At 65.1% G+C, this 21,256-nt stretch carries 17 protein-coding genes; 8 read left to right on the top strand and 9 right to left on the bottom strand.

Annotated features, from left to right (window positions below):
• Positions 1-533: 533 nt before the first annotated feature.
• From ACIBG0_RS36515 to ACIBG0_RS36505, 3 genes are all read left to right on the top strand, one after another.
• Positions 534-2,858 carry an FdhF/YdeP family oxidoreductase gene (locus ACIBG0_RS36515; RefSeq protein WP_397039152.1) on the top strand — a complete coding sequence of 775 codons (2,325 nt, stop codon included), beginning with the start codon at positions 534-536 and terminating at the stop codon, positions 2,856-2,858.
• A gap of 76 nt (positions 2,859-2,934) precedes the next feature.
• Positions 2,935-3,768 (top strand): formate dehydrogenase accessory sulfurtransferase FdhD, encoded by an 834-nt coding sequence (gene fdhD / locus ACIBG0_RS36510; RefSeq protein ID WP_397039149.1) that lies wholly within the window; start codon positions 2,935-2,937, stop codon positions 3,766-3,768.
• Between the two features lie 68 nt (positions 3,769-3,836).
• A complete protein-coding gene (locus ACIBG0_RS36505) occupies positions 3,837-4,370 on the top strand; it encodes a hypothetical protein (RefSeq protein WP_397039147.1) in 534 nt (177 codons plus the stop codon).
• Between the two features lie 61 nt (positions 4,371-4,431).
• On the opposite strand, the gene ACIBG0_RS36500 is transcribed toward ACIBG0_RS36505, so the two are convergent.
• Together ACIBG0_RS36500 and mihF are read right to left on the bottom strand one after the other, a co-directional pair.
• On the bottom strand, positions 4,432-4,842 hold the full coding sequence (locus ACIBG0_RS36500) for an NUDIX domain-containing protein (protein ID WP_397039145.1): 411 nt from the start codon (positions 4,840-4,842) through the stop codon (positions 4,432-4,434).
• Between the two features lie 57 nt (positions 4,843-4,899).
• On the bottom strand, positions 4,900-5,214 hold the full coding sequence (gene mihF / locus ACIBG0_RS36495) for an integration host factor, actinobacterial type (protein WP_040687687.1): 315 nt from the start codon (positions 5,212-5,214) through the stop codon (positions 4,900-4,902).
• A gap of 642 nt (positions 5,215-5,856) precedes the next feature.
• Here mihF and ACIBG0_RS36490 point away from each other — a divergent pair.
• On the top strand, positions 5,857-6,234 hold the full coding sequence (locus ACIBG0_RS36490) for a nuclear transport factor 2 family protein (protein WP_397039143.1): 378 nt from the start codon (positions 5,857-5,859) through the stop codon (positions 6,232-6,234).
• 60 nt (positions 6,235-6,294) lie between these two features.
• Here ACIBG0_RS36490 and ACIBG0_RS36485 read toward each other — a convergent pair whose 3' ends face one another.
• From ACIBG0_RS36485 to ACIBG0_RS36455, 7 genes are all read right to left on the bottom strand, one after another.
• Positions 6,295-6,693, bottom strand: coding sequence for an STAS domain-containing protein (locus tag ACIBG0_RS36485; protein WP_397039141.1), 399 nt, complete (start codon positions 6,691-6,693; stop codon positions 6,295-6,297).
• Between the two features lie 184 nt (positions 6,694-6,877).
• Positions 6,878-7,201 carry a hypothetical protein gene (locus ACIBG0_RS36480; protein ID WP_397039139.1) on the bottom strand — a complete coding sequence of 108 codons (324 nt, stop codon included), beginning with the start codon at positions 7,199-7,201 and terminating at the stop codon, positions 6,878-6,880.
• A 25-nt stretch (positions 7,202-7,226) separates the two neighbouring features.
• Positions 7,227-8,507 carry an ATP-dependent Clp protease ATP-binding subunit ClpX gene (gene clpX / locus ACIBG0_RS36475; protein ID WP_397039136.1) on the bottom strand — a complete coding sequence of 427 codons (1,281 nt, stop codon included), beginning with the start codon at positions 8,505-8,507 and terminating at the stop codon, positions 7,227-7,229.
• 430 nt (positions 8,508-8,937) lie between these two features.
• Positions 8,938-9,606, bottom strand: coding sequence for an ATP-dependent Clp protease proteolytic subunit (locus ACIBG0_RS36470; RefSeq protein ID WP_397039134.1), 669 nt, complete (start codon positions 9,604-9,606; stop codon positions 8,938-8,940).
• A 43-nt stretch (positions 9,607-9,649) separates the two neighbouring features.
• A complete protein-coding gene (locus tag ACIBG0_RS36465) occupies positions 9,650-10,234 on the bottom strand; it encodes an ATP-dependent Clp protease proteolytic subunit (RefSeq protein WP_397039131.1) in 585 nt (194 codons plus the stop codon).
• Positions 10,235-10,510: 276 nt separating this feature from the next.
• The gene (gene tig / locus ACIBG0_RS36460) at positions 10,511-11,884 is read right to left on the bottom strand and encodes a trigger factor (protein ID WP_397039128.1); all 1,374 of its coding nucleotides are present in this window, start codon (positions 11,882-11,884) and stop codon (positions 10,511-10,513) included.
• A 156-nt stretch (positions 11,885-12,040) separates the two neighbouring features.
• The gene (locus tag ACIBG0_RS36455; protein ID WP_397039125.1) at positions 12,041-12,628 is read right to left on the bottom strand and encodes an FKBP-type peptidyl-prolyl cis-trans isomerase; all 588 of its coding nucleotides are present in this window, start codon (positions 12,626-12,628) and stop codon (positions 12,041-12,043) included.
• A gap of 271 nt (positions 12,629-12,899) precedes the next feature.
• Here ACIBG0_RS36455 and ACIBG0_RS36450 point away from each other — a divergent pair, with 271 nt between their 5' ends.
• From ACIBG0_RS36450 to ACIBG0_RS36435, 4 genes are all read left to right on the top strand, one after another.
• Positions 12,900-15,368 (top strand): phosphoketolase, encoded by a 2,469-nt coding sequence (locus tag ACIBG0_RS36450; protein WP_397039123.1) that lies wholly within the window; start codon positions 12,900-12,902, stop codon positions 15,366-15,368.
• A gap of 54 nt (positions 15,369-15,422) precedes the next feature.
• Positions 15,423-17,039, top strand: coding sequence for a 3' terminal RNA ribose 2'-O-methyltransferase Hen1 (locus ACIBG0_RS36445; protein WP_397039121.1), 1,617 nt, complete (start codon positions 15,423-15,425; stop codon positions 17,037-17,039).
• Positions 17,039-19,609: a polynucleotide kinase-phosphatase gene (locus ACIBG0_RS36440; protein WP_397039119.1), complete on the top strand. Its 2,571-nt coding sequence runs from the start codon at positions 17,039-17,041 to the stop codon at positions 19,607-19,609. The genes ACIBG0_RS36445 and ACIBG0_RS36440 overlap by 1 nt, the downstream gene beginning before the upstream one ends.
• 117 nt (positions 19,610-19,726) lie before the next feature.
• Positions 19,727-20,965 (top strand): serine hydrolase domain-containing protein, encoded by a 1,239-nt coding sequence (locus ACIBG0_RS36435; RefSeq protein ID WP_397039117.1) that lies wholly within the window; start codon positions 19,727-19,729, stop codon positions 20,963-20,965.
• The last annotated feature ends 291 nt before the right edge of the window (positions 20,966-21,256 follow it).

Below are 21,256 nucleotides of genomic sequence, written 5' to 3'. Positions count from 1 at the left end.
ACCGCGGTGCTGGATTGCGCCGCGGACCCATCCCGTGTCCCCGACCCGTGGGGCCCGGGCGCAGGCGATGGCGAAACCACGGACGAAGTAGCCTCTTCCGAGGCCGGAACCCCGAAGGCCGCTACCCTGCCGAACCCGACCGGCACCACCGCGACCAAGAGCGCAGCGGAACAGAAAGTCCCCCACCGAACACGCCGAGACACCGCGTGCCGACGCTCCCCGCCGGCACGCGTCGGAATTGCCGCCAGCGTCCCCATCGCCCATGCCTCAGATCAGCGATTTGATCAGTAGATATGGTAGGCCAGCACCTGCCGGCGCGGAGCCTTCTCGCCGAGCCCGAACCCAGCGAAAACAACTGGCTACCAGGCAGCATCACCGCGTACCCGGCACTGCGCAAAACCCTGCCGGAGCGGCCACAAATGCATACGATCCGAACCGGGTGGTACCCGTCCCACTACCGCGGCGCGAGCGTCCGAAATCAGGACAAACGGGTAGGTCCGCGACAAACTTCGTGGGGAGAGGACAATATCGGCATGCACCGCAATGGCCCGACACAGGACATCGACGAGTCCGAACTGACCGTCACCCAGCCGAAGGAGCAGGCCGCGGGTGTGACGGCCGTGGCCGTTGCGCTCAAGCGCGGAGTCGAGGAGATGGGTGTGCTGCGCACCGCGCGCACACTGGCCCGCCTCAACCAGGTGCACGGCTTCGACTGCCCCGGTTGTGCCTGGCCGGAGCCAACGGGGCATCGCCGCCCTGCCGAGTTCTGTGAGAACGGTGCCAAGGCCGTCGCCGAGGAGGCGACGCTGCGCACCGTCACGCCCGAATTCTTCGCGCGGCACTCGATCGAGGAATTGGCGAGCAAATCCGGTTATTGGCTCGGCCAGCAGGGCCGCCTCACTCATCCGATGGTGTTGCGACCCGGTGCGACCCATTACGCGCCCATCGAGTGGGATGATGCCTACCAACTCATCGTCGAGCACCTGCGGGCGCTGAATTCCCCCGACGAGGCGGTGTTCTACACCTCGGGCCGCACCGCCAACGAGACCGCATTCCTCTACCAATTGCTGGTCCGCAGCTTCGGCACCAACAATCTGCCGGACTGTTCGAACATGTGCCACGAATCATCCGGCGCCGCGCTGACCGAATCCATCGGCATCGGCAAGGGTTCGGTCTCGATCGACGACTTCGGCAAGGCCGACCTGATCATTGTCGCGGGCCAGAATCCGGGCACCAACCATCCACGCATGCTCAGCGCGCTAGCGGATGCGAAGGCGGGCGGGGCCACGGTCATCGCGGTCAACCCGCTGCCGGAGACCGGATTGCTCGGCTTCCGCGACCCACAGACGGTCAAGGGTTTCACCAGCGGTGTCGCCATTGCCGACGACTTCCTGCAGATCCGGCTCGGCGGCGATATGGCGCTTTTCCAGGGCCTGGGCAAACTGCTTTTCGAGGCCGAGGACCGTGCACCGGGCACGGTGGTCGACCGCGAGTTCGTCGACGCGCACTGCGCGGGCTTCGCCGAATACGAAAAGAACGTGCGCGCGGTCGATCTCGCGACTGTGCGTGCGGCAACCGGACTAACCGACGACGATTTATACCGCACCGCAACATTGTTGGCCGAATCGAAGAACGTCATCATCTGCTGGGCAATGGGCCTGACCCAGCACAAGCACGGCGTCGCCACCATCGAGGAGGCGACCAACCTGCTGTTGCTGCGCGGCATGATCGGCAAGCCCGGCGCTGGCGTCTGCCCGGTGCGCGGCCACTCCAACGTCCAGGGCGACCGCACCATGGGCATCTGGGAGAAGATGCCAGCGGCCTTCCTCGACGCACTCGACCGCGAATTCGGCATCACCACCCCACGCGAACACGGCTACGACACCGTCGATGCCATCCGCGCCATGCGCGCGGGCACGGCGCGGGTGTTCTTCGGCATGGGCGGCAATTTCGTCTCCGCCACCCCGGATACCGGAGTGACCGAGGCCGCGCTGCGCAGTTGCGCGCTGACCGTGCACGTCTCCACCAAGCTCAACCGCAGCCACGTCGTCCACGGCAGGACCGCACTCATCCTGCCCACCCTCGGCCGCACCGATCTCGACCTGCGCAACGGCACGAAACAGCAGGTGTCGGTGGAAGATTCGATGTCGATGGTGCACCTGTCCACCGGCCGACTGAAGCCGGTCAGCGAGCACCTACGCAGCGAGGTCGCCATCGTCTGTGAACTCGCACAGGCGCTGTTCGGCGCCGATCACCCGGTGCCGTGGGCGCAATATCAGCAGGACTACGACAAGATCCGCGATGCGATCGCCCGTGTCGTCCCCGGCTGCGACGACTACAACAAGCGGGTCCGCGATCGCAACGGCTTCGTACTGCCGCATCCACCGCGCGACTCCCGCGAATTCCGCACCGCAACCGGCAAAGCCAATTTCGCGGTGAACGAATTGACTTGGGTGCCGGTCCCCGAGGGCCGGTTGATCCTGCAGACCTTGCGCAGCCACGACCAGTACAACACCACCATCTACGGCCTGGACGACCGCTACCGCGGCGTGCACAGCGGCCGCAAGGTGATACTGATGAATATCGATGACATCACCGAATTCGGTTTCGTGGACGGCGATCTGGTGGATCTGGTCTCCGAATGGACCGACGGAACCGAACGCAAAGTGACCGGCTTCCGCATCGTCGAATTCTCGACCCCGCGCGGCAATGCCGCCGCCTACTATCCCGAGACCAATCCCCTTGTCCCGCTGGATCACGTCGCGGCACGATCGAATACACCGGTTTCCAAAGCCGTGACCATCCGGGTGGAGCCGCACGTTCATGTGGGGTTGAGCGCCAGCGAGGCGCCGTCGTGAACGAGCGTCAGCGAGTGAACCGCAAGCACAGCGCGCTGCTGCGCACGACGGAGCCGAGCGCCAGCGAGGCGCCGTCGTGAGCAGAGTGACCGCGCGACGCAAGACGCGTCGCATCTCACCCAACGGCGTAATCGAACGCCCGGACTCCGTTGCGGTAGAAGAGCCACTGGAGCTGCGCCTCGACGGCCAATCGCTCACCGTCACCATGCGCACCCCGGGCAGCGATATCGAGCTGGTGCACGGATTCCTCTTGGGCGAGGGCATCATTCAAGCCGCCGAGGATGTGGTGAGTGCCCGCTATTGTGCGGGTACCGACGAGAACGGGCATAACACCTACAACGTCCTCGATATCCACCTGCGCACACCGATCCCGGTGCACGGCCGCCACTTCCTCACCACGGGCGCATGCGGACTCTGCGGTAAGACCGCACTCGACGAGGTCCGCACCCGCACCAGATTCCCGCTGCCGACCACCTCGATCACCGTCGACACCGAGACCCTCGCCGCCATGCCGGACCAATTGCGCACCCATCAAAGGGTTTTCGATGCCACCGGCGGACTGCACGCCGCGGGACTGTTCACGCCCGACGGCACCGCACTCGCCGTGCGCGAGGATATCGGCCGACACAACGCCGTCGACAAGGTACTCGGCTGGGCGATACTCGAAAACCACATCCCCGCAAATGATCTCGTCCTCATCGTCAGCGGCCGGGCCTCCTTCGAACTGGTCCAGAAGGCCGTGATGGCGGGCATCCCGATGCTCGGCGCCGTCTCGGCCCCCAGCTCATTGGCCATCGATCTGGCCGCGGAATCCGGCCTCACCCTGGTCGGCTTCCTGCGCGGGGACACCATGAACATCTACTCCCGCTCCGATCGGCTGACCATCACCGACGAGGTCGCCGCCTATTGATCGTGACCCGAGGTCCGACTTACGGTTGCAGCACCAGATCCCTGGTTCGGCGATGAACGGAGAGACCGATGCGGATCACGGTAGACGGCAAATCCGGTGGGCTACGTGTGCGGATGCGGTTCCAACAGCAGCGCAATCGCTGGCTCGCGGTGCGAATCATCTTGGGAGTATTGGTATTTCAGGGCGCGGTCGTTGGACTGTGGGCGGTCGTCGCGCCGCACTCCTGGTACACCAGCTTCCCTGGATTCGGCATGCAGTGGATCTCCGCGGACGGCCCGTACAACCACCATCTCGCCTCCGATGTCGGCTCGTTCTTCCTCGCGCTGACCGCGGTGACACTGGCCGCGCTATTCCTCGGCGGCAGCGCACTTGCCCAGGTAGCGGGCCTCGGCTGGCTGGTTTTCGGCGTGCCACATCTGATCTATCACGCCTTCCACGAACCCGCGGACATGGGCGGAGCCAGTTTCACCCTCAGCGTCATCGGTGCGGCATTGATCGTCGCCCTCGGTCTGGCCCTGATCCTGGTCACCCCGCGCGGGCCGCAGTTGCGCGATCCCGCCCCGATCACCTTCCAACGCCCCCGCCGCCGTACGAACCACTAGAGCGCCGAAAACAGTAACGCCCCACAGCATGCTGTGGGGCGTTCTCCGTGCGAAGTAGCGTTCAGGCCGCGTGCCACCCGCCAACCTCGGTCAAATGGTTGAGGGCCTGCACAACGGCCGGCGCGCACAAGTGTCCGTCGTCCGGCCCGAGCCATGCCATCTCGGCGATCTCCGCCGCCGGAGCCGGCGTGCCGTGACCGGGAGCGCGGAAGCAGTGCATCTCGACCAGCGTTCCGGGGCGCCCGTGGGCAGGGGCCGTAATGGTGACCACGGGCGTGATCCGGTGTGCCTCCAATTCGACCCCGACTTCCTCGCGAACCTCCCGAACGAGCGCTCCCGCCAGGGTTTCTCCGGGTTCGGGCTTGCCGCCCGGCAGATAGAAAGCGTCGCGTCCCTCGGTCCGGACCGCGAGCAAGCGGCCGTTCTCGACGCACAGCCACGCCACCGACGTGAGCATTCGTTCCCCGATCATGGTCCGGCTGACCCTTTCGAACCGACCTGCAAGCAATCAATCGCTACGGACGACGTGTCAGTCCTTCAGCGCTTCGAGCAACGCCGCGCGCTGGCGGGCGCCGAGTCCACCGATGCGGCGGTCCTCGGGAATTTCCGCCTGGTCCATCAACTTGGCCGCCTTGACCGGTCCGACACCGGGCAGCGCCTTGATCACGGCAGCGACCTTCGTCTTCTTGACCAGGTCGTCGCTGTCCGCCTTCTTCAACAGGTCGGCGACCGAAACCTTCCCGGCCTTCACCTTGCCGATAAGTTCGGAGCGCGCCTTGCGGACCGCAGCCGCCTTGGCCAACGCCTCAGTGCGCTGTTCCGCGGTCATGGTAGGCAGTGCCATGTCTCCTCCGCTTTCACTCGTCACTCGAACATCTGGTTGACCGGACCGAGTAAACAGCACGACGAGCACCACACAAGCTCGACACACCGCGTTCCAACAGCGAGAAATAGCGACAAGTTTTCTGGACCACCCCCGCCCCACCGGCCTGCAGACCCACCCGGACCAGGCGAAAGGGACAAAAGGATTCCGACCACCACCACCTCGGCGGGTATCAGCGAGGTCGCCGGTTACCTCTTCATACACAGCGATCGGACCGGGCCGAGCACATCGACTTCGGGTCCAGAAAAGGCTGTGGTGGCGGTAACAAATGGAGGGCGAATGCCGACACCACAAGCAGACGCACAAAGTGCGGGACAGAAGGTTCAACGGCGAACCAGGGAGTCAATGCAGACTCCGAGTCCGGGCGCGATCGGGCAGCACAGCGATGTGGTAAGCGGTCGTCACCGTATCCCATTTCACTAGCGCGCCAACAAGATAGCCGACGGGGGAACCCGTTCGGTGCGCATCGCAGTTCGACGAGTACTGGCGCGGGGGGCCATCTGCGCCAGTACATCTGCCCATCCAACGGGATTGCATGCCACGCGCTCACCGGACACTGCTACGCTCCGAATTAGAACACGTTTCAATTCGTGAGAGGTTTCCATGGCAGCCAAGATCCGCGATGTGATCGAGCAGTACGTCAAGCTGGTCGGTTCCGGCCCGACCGAGGCGATCGTCGATCTCTACGCACCCGATGCGGTGGTGGAAGATCCGATCGGCACCGAACCCAAACGCGGCCACGAGGCTATTCGCGAGTTCTACGAGGTGATCGGGAACCTCGATCGGGAAACGCAGCTGCACGCGGATTCGGTTCGTATCGCGGGCAATCACGCCGCCTTCATGTTCACCCTCGTCACCAAGTTCGGTGATCAGCGCCTCACGCTCTCGCCCATCGATACGATGGATTTCGACGACGAGGGCAAAATCGTCGCCATGCGCGCCTACTGGAGCCAAGACGACATGCGCAACGAAGCACCCTGACTCCGTACAGACCGCGGGTGCGGCAGCCAGATTCGGCTGCCACACCCGCGGTTTCGGTTATCAGGCGCTCGCGCGAGCCAACTCGAGCGGTTTCGGCCGCGCAACTGCGGCCAGGCTCGGGACGACGTCGAAGACCGCGGCATGACCCGCGACCTCGAGTAGCCGATCCACGCAGCGCGGGCCCGTGATCAACTGAAGTCGCCGACCGCTGTGGCCGAGCCAGGATCGGGCCTCCATCAACACCCGCAGTCCGGCGACGCCGAAGAACGTCACCCGCGATAGATCGATAACGACCACCGCGCCCGCCGTCGGTAACGCTTCCAGCAGGGACTGCCGGAAGGCCTCAGCCGTCAGGTAATCCATTTCGCCGCCGACGGCACACAAGGTGACCGAATCCACCGGCGGTGAGACGACGACGCACAGACGATCGGCAGACCGCTCGGGTCCGGATCCGTCCACGGCAGCGAGGGGTTGATCTGAGGAAACTAGAACTGTCGACATGAGGACCTCGGTCCGTCGAATCCGCCGGGCAGACGCCTTGCCGGCGGGAAACTTTTCGCCCCGATCATCCAGGATCGGGACTGGGCTGGTTGCTCAACCGTGCCCTACGAGTACCCAAGCCGGCATGCTGATACACATCGAGCTAGTTCGAACGAGATCGCCGCAGCATCGCGTAGTAGCAATGCCACTGCAGGTGATCCGCCTGGCACTCCCGCGTGAAGACATTCACCAGCTGCCACCCGAAATGCTCATCCAGCCATTCGACACAGGTTGTCACGAGCGAGAGGATGCCCTGGTAATCGGGGATCGCCGTATTTGCGATCCTCGCGGACTCCCTAGGGGTCTCGGCGTAAACAACGAGGTACTTGCGCTGGTACGTACGCATATCGACAGTACCGTTGAGAATCGCGGCGGCATCCAGCAGCGCGCCCGGGCCAGCCGGAAGCAACGGAGGTTGCGGTTGCACTCGTCTGACCCGGTTCGCGAAATGCTTACGCCGACTTCTCCCGACGCTCGGCGCGCTGTGCCTTGCGCGGCACGATGGTCGGCAGCACATTGTCGTTGACGGTGTCGGCGTTTACGACCACCTTGGCGACGTCGTCGCGGCTGGGGATATCGAACATCGCCAGCTGCAGGACCTCCTCCATGATGGCGCGCAGACCGCGGGCACCGGTGCCGCGCAGAATCGCCTGATCGGCGATGGCCTCCAGCGCGTCATCGGTGAATTCCAGGTCTACGCCGTCCATCTCGAACAGCCGAACGTACTGCTTCACCAGCGCGTTCTTCGGCTCGGAGAGGATCTTGACCAACGACTCCTTATCCAGATTCGTCACCGAGGCGACGACCGGGAGGCGACCGATGAACTCGGGGATCAGACCGAATTTGATCAGATCCTCCGGCATTACCTCGGCGAAGTGGTCATCGGTATCGATTTCGGCCTTGGAGCGCACCTCGGCGCCGAAGCCGATGCCGCGGTGTCCGGTGCGATCGGAGATGATCTTCTCCAGCCCCGCGAACGCACCCGCAACAATGAAAAGCACGTTGGTCGTGTCGATCTGGATGAATTCCTGGTGCGGATGCTTGCGCCCACCCTGCGGCGGCACACTCGCCTGCGTACCCTCCAGGATCTTCAACAGCGCCTGCTGCACACCCTCACCGGAGACATCGCGGGTGATCGACGGGTTCTCGCTCTTGCGGGCGATCTTGTCGACCTCATCTATGTAGATGATCCCGGTCTCGGCGCGCTTGACGTCATAGTCCGCGGCCTGAATCAGCTTCAGCAGGATGTTCTCGACATCCTCACCGACATATCCGGCCTCGGTCAGCGCCGTCGCGTCGGCGATGGCGAACGGGACGTTGAGCATCTTGGCCAGCGTCTGCGCCAGGTAGGTCTTGCCGCAACCGGTGGGGCCGAGCATGAGGATATTGGACTTGGCCAGTTCGACGATCTCGCCGCGGCTGTCGCGCCCCTTGTCGCCCGCCTGGATGCGCTTGTAGTGGTTGTAGACGGCCACCGCGAGGGTGCGCTTGGCGGTGTCCTGCCCGATCACGTAGTTCTCCAGGAAGTCCCGGATCTCGGCGGGCTTGGGCAGCTCGTCGAGTTTGACCTCGCTGGACTCGGCCAGCTCTTCCTCGATGATCTCGTTGCATAGATCGATGCACTCGTCGCAGATGTACACCCCTGGTCCCGCAATGAGCTTCTTGACCTGCTTCTGGCTCTTTCCGCAGAACGAGCACTTCAGCAGATCGCCGCCATCTCCGATGCGCGCCATCTCGTGGGTCCCTACTTCCTTGTCCGCGTGCAACCGTCTATCCAGGTTGCCAGCAATCCGCCACCCTCGGGTGTAATCACGAACACCTCGAGCGATTCCGACGGTTCGAGCACTGCCGTCAACCGGGAGCAAAGGTCCCTAGGTCGACCGTACCCGGTGTGTGCGACGGAGGTCGACAACTCGAGCATGTTTCTCACGGGGGTCGTCCGAGTTCTTACCACTATGAAACACGTTCCACCCCGATCGACGGCCATCCGACACTCCTGGCCGCCCGCCTCGGAAACCCTTCCGCCCGACACCCTTGCGGCCGGTCGGCTTTCGGCGAAGCAGTCCGGCCGGGGCACATGCCGAGCGGCATGCGGCCCGGCCGGATTTTCCTGACATAGAGCAACTTACGAGCGATCAGCGCGCCGCATCCGGCGCCGCGGCCTTACTTCTGGGCGCTGAGCTTGCGGTAATCGAAGACCGTGTCGATGATGCCGTATTCCTTGGCCTCCTCGGCCGTCAGGATCTTGTCGCGGTCGGTGTCCTTGCGGATGGTGTCCGCATCCCTACCGGTGTGGCGCGCGAGCGTGGTCTCCATCAGGCGACGCATGCGCTCGATCTCGGCGGCCTGGATCTCCAGGTCCGAAACCTGCCCCTGGATGCCACCCTCGAGCGACGGCTGATGGATCAGCACGCGGGCGTTGGGCAGGCAGGCGCGCTTGCCGGGGGTACCGGCGGCGAGCAGCACGGCCGCGGCGGAAGCGGCCTGACCCAGGCAGACGGTGGCCACATCGGCACGCACGTACTGCATGGTGTCGTAGATCGCCATCAACGAGGTGAACGAACCACCGGGCGAGTTGATGTACATGGTGATGTCGCGATCGGGATCAAGCGACTCCAGCACCAGCAGCTGCGCCATGATGTCGTTCGCCGAGGCGTCGTCGACCTGCACGCCGAGGAAGATGATGCGTTCCTCGAACAGCTTGTTGTACGGGTTGGACTCCTTGACACCGAAGCTCGAATGCTCGATGAACGAGGGCAGGATATAGCGCGACTGCGGGCCCGCCGGGGCGGTGCCGCCGAGGCCGGCGCGCGGGTCGAACAGATTGGCCATCTTCGTCTCCAAGTCTGGGTGGGTGAGCGGTTGCGGCGCCGACTTACTTCGCGCCGTTGGCCTGATCCGCGTGGCTGATCACGTGGTCGATGAAGCCGTACTCGAGAGCCTGCTTGGCCGTGAACCAGCGGTCGCGGTCGGCGTCGGCGGTGACCTGCTCGATGGATTTACCGGTGTGCATCGCCTGCAGCTCGTTCAGCTCCCGCTTGGTGTGTGCGAACTGTTCGGCCATGATCGCGATATCGGCCGCGGAACCACCGATGCCCGCCGACGGCTGGTGCATCATGATGCGCGCGTGCGGCAGGGCGTACCGCTTGCCCTTGGTGCCCGCGGTGAGCAGGAACTGGCCCATCGATGCGGCCAGGCCCATGCCGTAGGTGGCGATATCGCACTCGGCGAACTGCATCGTGTCGTAGATGGCCATACCCGCGGTGACCGAACCACCGGGCGAGTTGATGTAGAGCGAGATGTCCTTGGTCGGATCCTCCGCCGACAGCAGCAGGATCTGCGCGCACAGCTTGTTGGCGATGTCGTCGTCGACCTGGGTGCCGAGGAAGATGATGCGCTCACGCAGCAGGCGCTCGTAAACCGAATCACTGAGGTTGAGACCAGCAGTGGGGGATGTCATGACGACCCCTGCCTTATTCATTGTCACGGATACCTGCCTTCTCTTCTCACCGGCTCTGATTGCTACACAGCCATCACTGGTTCGCTGTCACAAACATTAACGAAGCCGGGCGGCACCGAACTCCCGGTACCGCCCGTCTTCGCTTAGAGCGCAACCTCGCTAGGGCGCGGCCGAACTCTGCGCGAGGGCGCGCTGTGTTTTCGGTTCACTCGCTACGCTCGCTCACGGCGCAATCACCCAACCACACAGGTCCGCGTCGCGCTGCCTTCCATGGAATTATTCGGCGCTCGCGGCGGTGGTCTCTTCGGTACCGTCGGACTCCGAACCCTCAGGGCCACCGAACATCTCGGTGGTATCGACGGTGTTGCCGTCGGAGTCGGTGACCTTCACCTTGCCGACCACACCGGCCAGCGCCTTGCCGCGACGCACATCCGCGAAGACCGCGCCGAGCTGGCCCGCCTGCTGCACCTGCTGGATGAACTGTTCGGGCGAAAGGCCGTAGCGCTGCGCCTGGAACAGGATCCGCTCGGTGAGCTCCTCCTGGCCGACCTGGGTGTTGTCCGCCTCGGCGATGGCATCCAGCAGCAGCTGGGTCTTCACCGACTTCTCGGCGGACTCCTTGGTGTCCTTGTCGAATTCCTCGCGGCTCGAGCCCTGGGCCTCGAGCGCCTCGGCGAGTTTGGCCTCGTCGTGGTCGAAGCCGTGCACCGCATCGTGCACCACGGCGTCGATCTCGGCCTGCACGACCGCCTCCGGCAACGGCACCTCGACCTGCTCGAGCAGGGTCTCGAGCACCTTGTCGCGGATCTGACCGGCCTGCTCGACCTTCTTGACGCGCTCGACCCGGTTACGCAGGTCTTCCTTCAGTTCGTCGAGGGTGTCGAATTCGCTGGCCAGCTGGGCGAACTCGTCATCGGCCTCGGGCAGCTCGCGCTCCTTGACCGAACGCACGGTGACGGTGATGACCGCCTCCTTGCCCGCGTGCTCGCCGGCAACCAGCGTCGAGGTGAACTCCTTGGACTCATCGACCGAAAGACCGATCAGCGCCTCGTCCAGGCCCTCGATCAGCTGGCCGGAGCCGACCTCGTGGGACAGGCCGGTGGTGGCCGCCTCCGGTACGTCCTCGCCGTCGACGGTGGCCGAGAGATCGATGGAGACGAAGTCACCGGTCTGGACCGGACGCTCGACACCGGTCAGGGTGCCGAAGCGCTGACGCAGCGACTGCAGCTGCTCCTCGATGTCCTCGTCGCCGATGGTGAACGAGTCGACGGTCACCTCGATGCCGTCGTAGGCGGGCAGCGCGATCTCCGGGCGCACGTCGACCTCGGCCGTGAACGCCAACTCCTGGCCGTCCTCGATCTTGGTGATCTCGATCTCGGGCTGACCGATGACCTTGACCTCAGAGGTGGTGACGGCCTCGCTGTAGCGGCCGGGCAGCACATCGTTGACGACCTGCTCGAGGATCGCGCCGCGGCCCAGGCGGGCCTCGATGAGCTTGGCCGGGGCCTTGCCCGGACGGAAGCCGGGGATGCGAACCTGGTTCGCCAGCGCCTTGTAGGCCTTGTCGAAGTCCGGCTTCAGCTCCTCGAAAGGCACCTCGACGTTGATCCGGACCCGGGTCGGGCTCAGCTGCTCGACGGTGCTCTTCACGGACATGCTCCTTGTTCGTTGGTTCTGGTCGACTTGCTTGTGGCCGACTTGCTGGGGGTTATCACGAGCGAAATCGCCACACGGCTTAACGTGCGTATCTCGACCAGGTTAGTTGACCCGTCGCGACGGGCTGCAGGCAGCACCGCCGCGGCGCGATTACTTGCCGACAGCGACCGCGTCGGTGACGAAGACCAGCGTTTCGTTGGGCTTGATGCCATTGCCGCCCGCGCCGTAACCGAGATTCGGCGGGATGATCAACAGCCGCCGCGCACCGGCCTGCACGCCGACCAGCCCCTGCTCCCAACCCGGAATGACCTGTCCGGCACCGAGGGTCAGCTGGAAGGGCTTGCCGCGGTCGAACGAACTGTCCAGCTTCTTCTTATCCGACCAGGTGATCAGCGTGTAGTTCATGGTGAGCGGCTGACCGGCGACCGCGCCGGGCCCGGTGCCGGGGACCAGATCCTTGACGACGAGCTGGGTCGGCGCGGTGCATGTGTCCGGGATGGTGATCTTGGGCGTCGCGCCGAAACCGCCGACCACCACGATGTCATCGGCAGTGCATTCGGCGCCGGTGTTCTGCGCGGGCAGCTGACCGAAGGTCGGCTGCGCTGATGCCGCGGCCGATGAGGTGGCGGCAGAGGTGCTGACGCTCGAGCCCTTATCGCCGTCCGAGCCACAGGCGGCCAGCGCGAATGTCGCGGCGGCGATGGTGCCGATACCGATGATCCTGCGCAGTGTTTGCATGCGGCGGACCATAATCCACCGCGCCTCGTCCAGCTCAGCCACCCGCCGATAGCGCGACGACAGATGGCATCCGATCAGGTGACTTCCGGCACCAGACGCCGCCGCCGCGACGCGAGACCGTGAGAACCGATTGACACGGGCGCACGTGGGTAGGCTGGCTGTGAATTCTCCATCCGGCGTTATCAATCCAACGTCGGCAACCGTGCAGGACCCGGTAACCGGCGGTCCCTCCAGGTGCCGCCGCCGATGCCCGAGTGAGGAGAGTCGGCGCATGACCCAGATGGCCAGTGTCGGGGGCGATACCTCGGCCGACAATGTCGAAAGCAGCGGCGGTACGACCGTCGCGCCGCAACCGTATCGGCTCGCGGAGGTGGCGGGACCGCTCGATCGCCCGGAGCTGGAATCGCTCGACGCGTGGTGGCGGGCCGCGAACTATCTGGCGGTCGGCCAGATCTATCTGATGAGCAATCCCCTGCTGCGCGAACCGCTGCGAGCCGAACACATCAAACCGCGCCTACTCGGGCACTTCGGCACCGTGCCCGGCCTGAATCTGGTCTGGGTGCACGCCAATCGGGCGATTCGTCGGCGAGACCTCGATGCGGTCTTCGTGGCCGGGCCCGGACACGGCGGGCCTGGTCCGAATGCCTGTGCGTGGCTGGAGGGGACCTACTCCGAGCTGTACAGCCATGTGCCACAGGACGAGACCGGGATGGGCGCGTTGTTCGCCCAGTTCTCCTTCCCGGGTGGGGTACCGAGTCACTGCGCGCCGGAGACACCGGGTTCCTTCCACGAGGGCGGCGAGCTCGGCTATTCGTTACTGCACGCGTTCGGCGCAGCGCTGGATAATCCGGATCTGACGGTGTTCTGCGTCGTCGGCGACGGTGAGGCGGAGACGGGGCCGCTGGCCACCAGCTGGCATGCCAATAAATTCCTCAGCCCGGTGCGCGACGGCGCCGTGCTCCCGATTCTCGCGTTGAACCAGTACAAGATCGCCAATCCCACCATCCTGGCTCGCATTCCGGAATCGGAATTGCTGCAGCTGATGCGCGGATACGGCTACGAGCCGATCGTCGTCGCGGGCAGCGATCCCGCGGCCGTGCACCAGGAGATGGCCACCGCCGTGGACACCGCCCTGGATCGCATCGCGGAAATTCAGCGCGCCGCCCGCGCGGGGACCAATGGGGTGCGCCCGAACTGGCCGATGATAGTGCTGCGCACACCGAAGGGATGGACCTGCCCGCCGCTGGTCGACGGCGACCCGGTCGAGGGCACATTCCGAGCGCATCAGGTGCCATTGGCGGGTGCGCGCACCGATGACGGGCACCGGACGGTGCTCGAACAGTGGTTGCGCTCCTATCAGCCGGAGCAGCTCTTCGATGAGTCGGGCAAGCCGGTATCGGCGTTGCTCGACTTGGTGCCCGATGGCAATCGACGCATGAGCGCCAATCCGATTACCAACGGAGGCATGCTGGTTCGTGATCTGCGGCTGCCCGATTGGCGGTCCTACGGCGTCGAGGTGCGCGAGCCGGGAGCGACCCAGCACGAGGCGACCCGGGTGCTCGGCACGTGGCTACGCGATGTCACCGCACGCAATCCGGACAACTTCCTGACCTTCGCACCCGACGAATTGGCCAGCAATCGGCTACAGGACATTCTGCAGGTCACCGGGCGCGACTGGCAGGCCGAAATCGGCGAATTCGATGTCGATCTCGACCGCACCGGGCGGGTGATCGAGGTGCTGTCCGAGCATATGTGCCAGGGGCTGCTCGAGGGCTATCTGCTGACCGGCAGGCACGGGGTGTTCACCTGCTACGAGGCATTCATCCACATCATCGACGCGATGTTCAACCAGCACGCCAAATGGCTGGACGCGAGTGCGGCGGTACCCTGGCGGCGACCCATCGCTAGCCTGAATTACCTACTGTCATCGCATGTTTGGCGACAGGACCACAATGGCTTCACCCATCAGGATCCGGGCTTCCTCGATGTGGTGCTGAACAAGAAGCCATCGATCGTGCGGGTTTATCTGCCGCCGGACGCGAATACGCTGCTGTCGACCTACGATCACTGTCTGCGCTCGCGGCATTACGTCAATGTGGTGGTCGCCGGGAAACAGCCGCAGGCCGATTGGCTTTCGGTTCCCGACGCCGCCGTGCACTGCGCGCGCGGTGCCGGAATCTGGGGCTGGGCCGGACAGAACGACGATCCGGGCACAACGCCCGATGTCGTGCTCGCCTGCGCCGGCGATGTGCCGACGCTGGAAACACTTGCGGCGGCGGCGATTCTGCGCGCACGTCTGCCGCAACTGCGTCTACGGGTGGTGAATGTGGTCGACCTGATGCGGCTGCAACCATCCGACGAACATCCACATGGCCTGTCCGACAGCGAGTTCGACTCGCTGTTCACTCGGGACCGTCCGGTGATCTTCGCATTCCACGGGTACCCGTGGCTGATCCATCGACTCACCTACCGACGTGCCAACCACGGTGAGCTGCATGTGCGCGGATACAAGGAAAAGGGCACCACGACAACACCTTTCGATATGGTTATGCTCAACGATCTGGATCGGTATCACCTGGTCATGGATGTGATCGACCGGGTTCCGACCCTACGGGAGAAGGCGGCGGGGCTTCGGCAGGAGATGGTCGACGCGCGGTGGAATGCCCGCGCCTGGACTCGCGAGCACGGCGAGGATATTCCGGCCGTCGCGAATTGGTCCTGGCCGAACCTCAGCCTCTGACAAGGCCTGCGAAACTTCCTTGCGTGCGGTGTGTGGCTCGGCGACGATCGCAAGATGCTGTTGACGATCACCTGCACACCGCCGGAGGATGCGGCCTGGCCCGCGACCGATCTGGGCTTCTTGCTGCACAAGAACCCCGACCGGGTGCAGGCGTTCGAACAGTCCTACGGCACCGCGCATGTGGTGTACCCGGAGGCGACCGCGGCGCGCTGTACGGCGGCGCTGCTATTGGAGGTGGATCCGATTCGGTTGGTGCGCGGGCGATCGCGCAGCACACCGGATTTCAGTCTCGGGCAGTATGTCAACGACAGGCCGTACGCGGCGTCGTCATTGCTGTCGGTGGCGCTCGGCGCGGTATTTCGTACCGCGCTGCACGGACGTTGCGATCAGCGGCCCGAACTGGCGCAGACCGCGCTGCCGCTGCGGATCGCGTTGCCTGCGGTGCCGTGCAAGGGCGGACCCGAGGCGGCTGAGCGGGTCTTCGCGCCGCTCGGCTGGGCCGTGGTCGCCGAACCACTCCCCCTCGACCCGGCCTTTCCGGAGTGGGGCGATTCGCATTACGTGCGGCTGGAACTCACCGGAACCATCCGGCTAGCCGACGCACTCGCGCATCTTTATGTGCTGCTACCGGTGCTCGACGGGGCCAAGCACTACTGGTTGGCAGCCGACGAGGTCGACAAGCTGATTCGCGCGGGAGCCGGGTGGCTCGCCGAGCATCCGGAACGCGGCTGGATCACGCGGCGGTACTTGGCACGACGTCAGTCGCTGGTGCGGACCGCGCTGGCGCGACTGGCCGAGGTCGACGAAGTGGAGCCCGAGGAGCTCGATGCGGTCGAGGAAGGGTTCGACGAGGCGCTGGAGCCGGCCGCACACGCCACGACCACAGAAACCACAGCCGCACTGGTCACGACCACAGGGCGCACAGGCGCTGTGGCCGCGGGGACGGAATCCGCAAGGGCGGAGACTTCGGCGGCGGAAACTACGTCGGTGCTGTCAGCGTCGGCGGAGCCCACGGCGAACGAGGTCGAGGAGCACGCACCGTCGTTGGCGGTCATGCGACGAGCGGCGGTCTTGGCCGCACTGCGGGAGGTCGGGGCACATCGGGTGCTCGACCTCGGCTGCGGCGAGGGAGCATTGTTGCGGGAATTGTTGGTGGACAAGGCTTTTACCGAGGTAGTCGGCGTCGATGTGTCGATGCGAGCGTTGAATATCACCAAGCGGCGATTGCGGCTGGACCGGCTACCGGAGCGGGTGGCGCGGCGATTGACGCTGCTCCAGGGCGCGTTGACGTATACCGATACGCGCTTGCGCGGCTATGACGCCGCCGTGCTGATGGAAGTGGTCGAACATGTCGACGAGCCGCGACTCGGTGCGCTCGAGCACGCCGTATTCGGTTCGGCCGCACCGGGTTCGGTAATCGTGACGACACCGAATGTCGAGCACAATGTGGTGTACGAAACGCTGCCCGCGGGCAAGTTCCGGCACTCCGATCACCGATTCGAATGGACCCGCGCGGAATTTACGGATTGGGGGTATCGCGTGGCCGAGCAGTACGGGTACGCGGTGCGCTTTGTACCCGTCGGTGTCGAACATCCCGAATTCGGCCCGCCCACCCAGCTGGCCCTGTTCACCAAGGCCGCGACCGACAGCAGTACGAGCGGAGCCGCGTGATGACCGAGCTATCTGTTCCGGAGCTTTCCCTCGTTGTGCTGATCGGCAGCACCGGATCCGGCAAATCCACGTTCGCGCGCAGGCACTTTCGGCACACGGCGATCGTCTCCTCGGATACCTGTCGCGGCATCGTCAGCGACGACGAGAACGATCAGTCCTCGACGCCGGACGCCTTCGCCTTGCTACATCACATCGTCGGTATCCGGCTGCGGCGCGGCCTGCGCACCGTTATCGACGCAACCAATGTGCAGCCCAAGGCACGTCAGGAACTGATCGCCGTGGCGCGAGCGCACGATGTGCTGCCGGTAGCGATCGTGCTCGATGTGTCCGATGACGTGTGCTTCGAACGCAATACCCAACGTCACGACCGGGCGCACCTGCCCAGGCATGTGGTTTCCCGGCAGCAGCGCGAACTGCGCCGGGGTCTGCGCGGTCTGGAACGCGAGGGCTTCCGGAAGGTGTACGTGCTGCGCGGCGTCGAGGAGATCGACTCGGCGACCATCGTCGACGAAAAGGCCTGGAACGATAGGCGTGAACTCACCGGCCCCTTCGATGTGATCGGCGACGTGCACGGCTGCCGTGCCGAATTGGAAACGCTGCTGGGCGAACTCGGCTACGAGGTGGCGCGTGACGACACAGGCCGGGCCGTCGGTGCGAGCCACCCGGCCGGGCGTACCGCGGTATTCGTCGGCGATTTGGTCGATCGCGGGCCGGATACACCGGGTGTGCTCCGGCTCGTCATGGGGATGGTGCGCGCGGGAACGGCATTGTGTGTCACCGGAAATCATGAGAACAAGCTGGTGCGCGCACTCGACGGTAAGAAGGTGCGTATCGCGCACGGCCTCGCGGAATCGCTGGCCCAGCTCGAGGCTGAGGACGAAGATTTCCGCAAGGCGGCGCTGGACTTCTGCCGTGGCCTGATCAGCCACTATGTGCTCGACGGCGGCCGGTTGGTGGTGGCGCACGCCGGGCTCAAGGAGGAGTACCACGGGCGTGCTTCGGGGCGAGTCCGCGCCTTCGCGATGTACGGCGAATCCACAGGGGAGACAGACGAATACGGTTTGCCCGTGCGTTATCCGTGGGCCGAGGACTACCGTGGCCGCGCCACCGTGCTGTACGGCCACACGCCGGTAACCGATCTGCGTTGGGTGAACAACACGCTGTGCCTGGATACCGGGGTCGTTTTCGGTGGCAAGCTCTCGGCGCTGCGCTATCCGGAGCGCGTGCCGGTTTCGGTTCCGGCCGAACGGGTTTGGTACGAGCCGGTGCGCCCGCTGCAGGCCACTACCATTGCGACGCCGGACGGTGTGGTGCATCGCGACCCCGGCGTGCTCGATCTGGACGATGTGATGGGTCGCCGGGTGGTGGAAACTCGCCAGCACGGCCGCGTCGGTGTCCACGAGGAAAACGCCGGGGCCGCGTTGGAAGTGATGAGCCGCTTCGCCATCGATCCACGCTGGCTGGTGTATCTGCCGCCGACCATGGCGCCCTGTGCGACCACTCCATTGGACGGCTACCTCGAACATCCCGCCGAAGCCTTCGAGTACTACCGGTCCGAGGGTGTGCGGCGCGTGGTGTGCGAGGAGAAGCATATGGGCTCGCGCGCGATCGTCCTCGTGGCACGCTCGGCGCCGGTCGCAGCCGATCGGTTCGGTGTCGACGACGGGAGTACCGGCGCGCTCTACACCCGTACCGGGCGTCCGTTCTTCGACGACACCGCGCAGACCGAGGAGCTGCTCGCCCGGGTGCGTACCGCGGCCGAAACAGCTGGCCTGTTCGAGGAATTGAATACCGAGTGGCTGCTACTCGATACCGAGCTGATGCCGTGGTCGGCCAAAGCCATCGGCTTGCTGCGCAATCAGTACGCCGCAGTCGGCGCGGCCGCGCGTGCGGCACTCGGCACCGCGACCGATCTATTGGCCGACGTCGCGGCCAGGGGCCTGGATGTCACCGAACTCGCGGAGCGTACTGCCGCACGCAAGACCGATGCGGCGGCCTTCACCACCGCCTACGGCCGCTACTGCTGGCCGGTGGATGGCCTGTCCGGTCTGCGCATCGCTCCTTTCCAGATCCTGGCTGGTGCGGGCGTCAACTACGCAATGCGCGACCATGAGTGGCACCTGGCCAATATCGACCGCCTAGTCGCTGCGGACGCCGAGCTGTTCACCCCGACCGGCCGAAAGATCGTCGATCTGACCGATCCGGACAGCGAGGCTGCCGCCACCAGTTGGTGGACCGAACTGACCACGGCCGGCGGTGAAGGCATGGTCGTGAAGCCGTACGACGCGATGGTCCGTAGCCCAGGCGACCGCCTGGTCCAACCGGGCGTGAAATGTCGCGGCCCCGAATATCTCCGGATCATCTACGGCCCGGAGTACCTGCGCGACAACAACCTACGTAGGTTGCGCACCCGCGGTCTGGGCCGTAAGCGTTCGATGGCGTTACGCGAGTACGCGCTGGGCCTGGAGGCGCTGGACCGCTTAGTCGCGGGCGAACCGCTGTGGCGCGTGCACGAGGCGGTGTTCGCCGTCCTCGCCCTCGAATCGGAGCCGGTCGACCCGCGCCTCTGAAGGGTCACCCCGGTACGCACCATTGCGTCTATCAGGTAACGCTGGTTACAGTAAGTTAGCAGGCTGCTTGCAAGTGTTAGCAGCAGCCCGTTATCTGACAGACAAAGGAGTCTGACCATGCCAGCTGCGAGCACCGACGGCGCGGGTGTGCCCGGCCATATGCTGGTCGACGACCGGTTCACCGCTGTCGCGGCCAAGTTCTTCGCGATGTTCCGGCGCAAGAGCCAGGGCGGCGGCGCGCTGGCTGTGTACCTCCACGGAGAGCCGGTGCTCGATATCTGGGCGGGATGGGCCGATAGTGACCGGCGGTGGCGGGCCGACTCGATGGCGCTGTCTTATTCGACCGGCAAAGGGGTCACCGCGACCGTCGCGCATCGGCTGATCGAGCGCGGCGTGCTCGACTTGGACGCCGCGGTGGCGGACTACTGGCCGGAATTCGCGGCGCAGGGCAAGGGCGACATCACGATCCGCGAGGTGCTGAACCATCGCGCCGGACTGCAGCGTACCCGTGGCCTGGTCGCCGATTCGGACGAGTTACTCGACCACGATGCGGTCGCCGCCGCGATGGCCGCATCCGCGCCGGACCCATTGCGGCTGCGGGCTTCCGGATACCACGGCCTGACCTTCGGCACCCTGGTCGCGGAGATCGCGCAGCGCGCCACCGGCCGCGACTTCACCGACCTCGTGCGCAGTGAACTCCGGGATCCGCTGGGCGAGAACGATTTCTGGTTCGGCGTCCCCGAAAACCAGCGGCAGCGGCTGGCTCGGCTCTCACCCCGTCTCGGTATCGCCAGGGTCCCATTCGACACGCTCATCGCACCGTTCGCCTCGGTGAAGGTGATGAACTCCGCACGCGGTGCCGTCTACGACGGCTGGGCCGATATGACCCTCGGCATGCGCCCCTACGATGCGATGATGCCGGGCTGGAATGGCGTTTTCACCGCCCGTGCCATCGCGAAGATGTACGGCGCGATCTCCAATGACGGCTTGGTCGGCAACCGCCGCCTCCTCGGTTCCGAAACCACGCGTCGCATCGCGGAAATGCCGCCGAACAGCCGCTACGACTATGTTCTCGGCGCAGCACCGCATTTCGCACTCGGATACCACCGCGCCATCGTCGGCACCCGTCTCACCCGACAAGCCCTCGGCCATTTCGGCATCGGCGGTTCCGGCGGTATCGCCAATCCCGGCCTCGGACTCGGCATCGGCTTCATCACCAACCACCTCGGCAACCACGCCATGTCCCTCGGCGACGCCCGCCTCCCCTTCCTCGCCGCCCTCGCCGAGCGCGCCGCCCGCGGAGTCGTCGGCGACCAGACCACCGACACACTGAACAGCACCCGCGCTGCCAGCTGATACCGCACCGTCAACGAAAACGATCAGTCCGCAGCCTCGACTCCGAGGACAAGATCGCGGGTCCGCGCGGCCATCGGCGACCAGTCCACCGACACACTGAACAGCACCCGCGCTGCCAGCTGATACCGCACCGTCAACGAAAACGATCAGTCGGCGGCTTCGACTCCGAGCGCAAGATCGCGGGTCCGCGCTGACGTCGGCGACCAGTCCACCGACACACTGAACAGCACCCGCGCTGCCAGCTGATACCGCACCGTCAACGAAAACGATCAGTCGGCGGCTTCGACTCCG

Source organism: Nocardia sp. NPDC050630, assembly GCF_044457245.1.
Lineage (GTDB): Bacteria > Actinomycetota > Actinomycetes > Mycobacteriales > Mycobacteriaceae > Nocardia.
The sequence above is the reverse complement of the archived record's forward strand: the minus strand, read 5'-3'. Positions and strand labels throughout refer to the sequence as shown.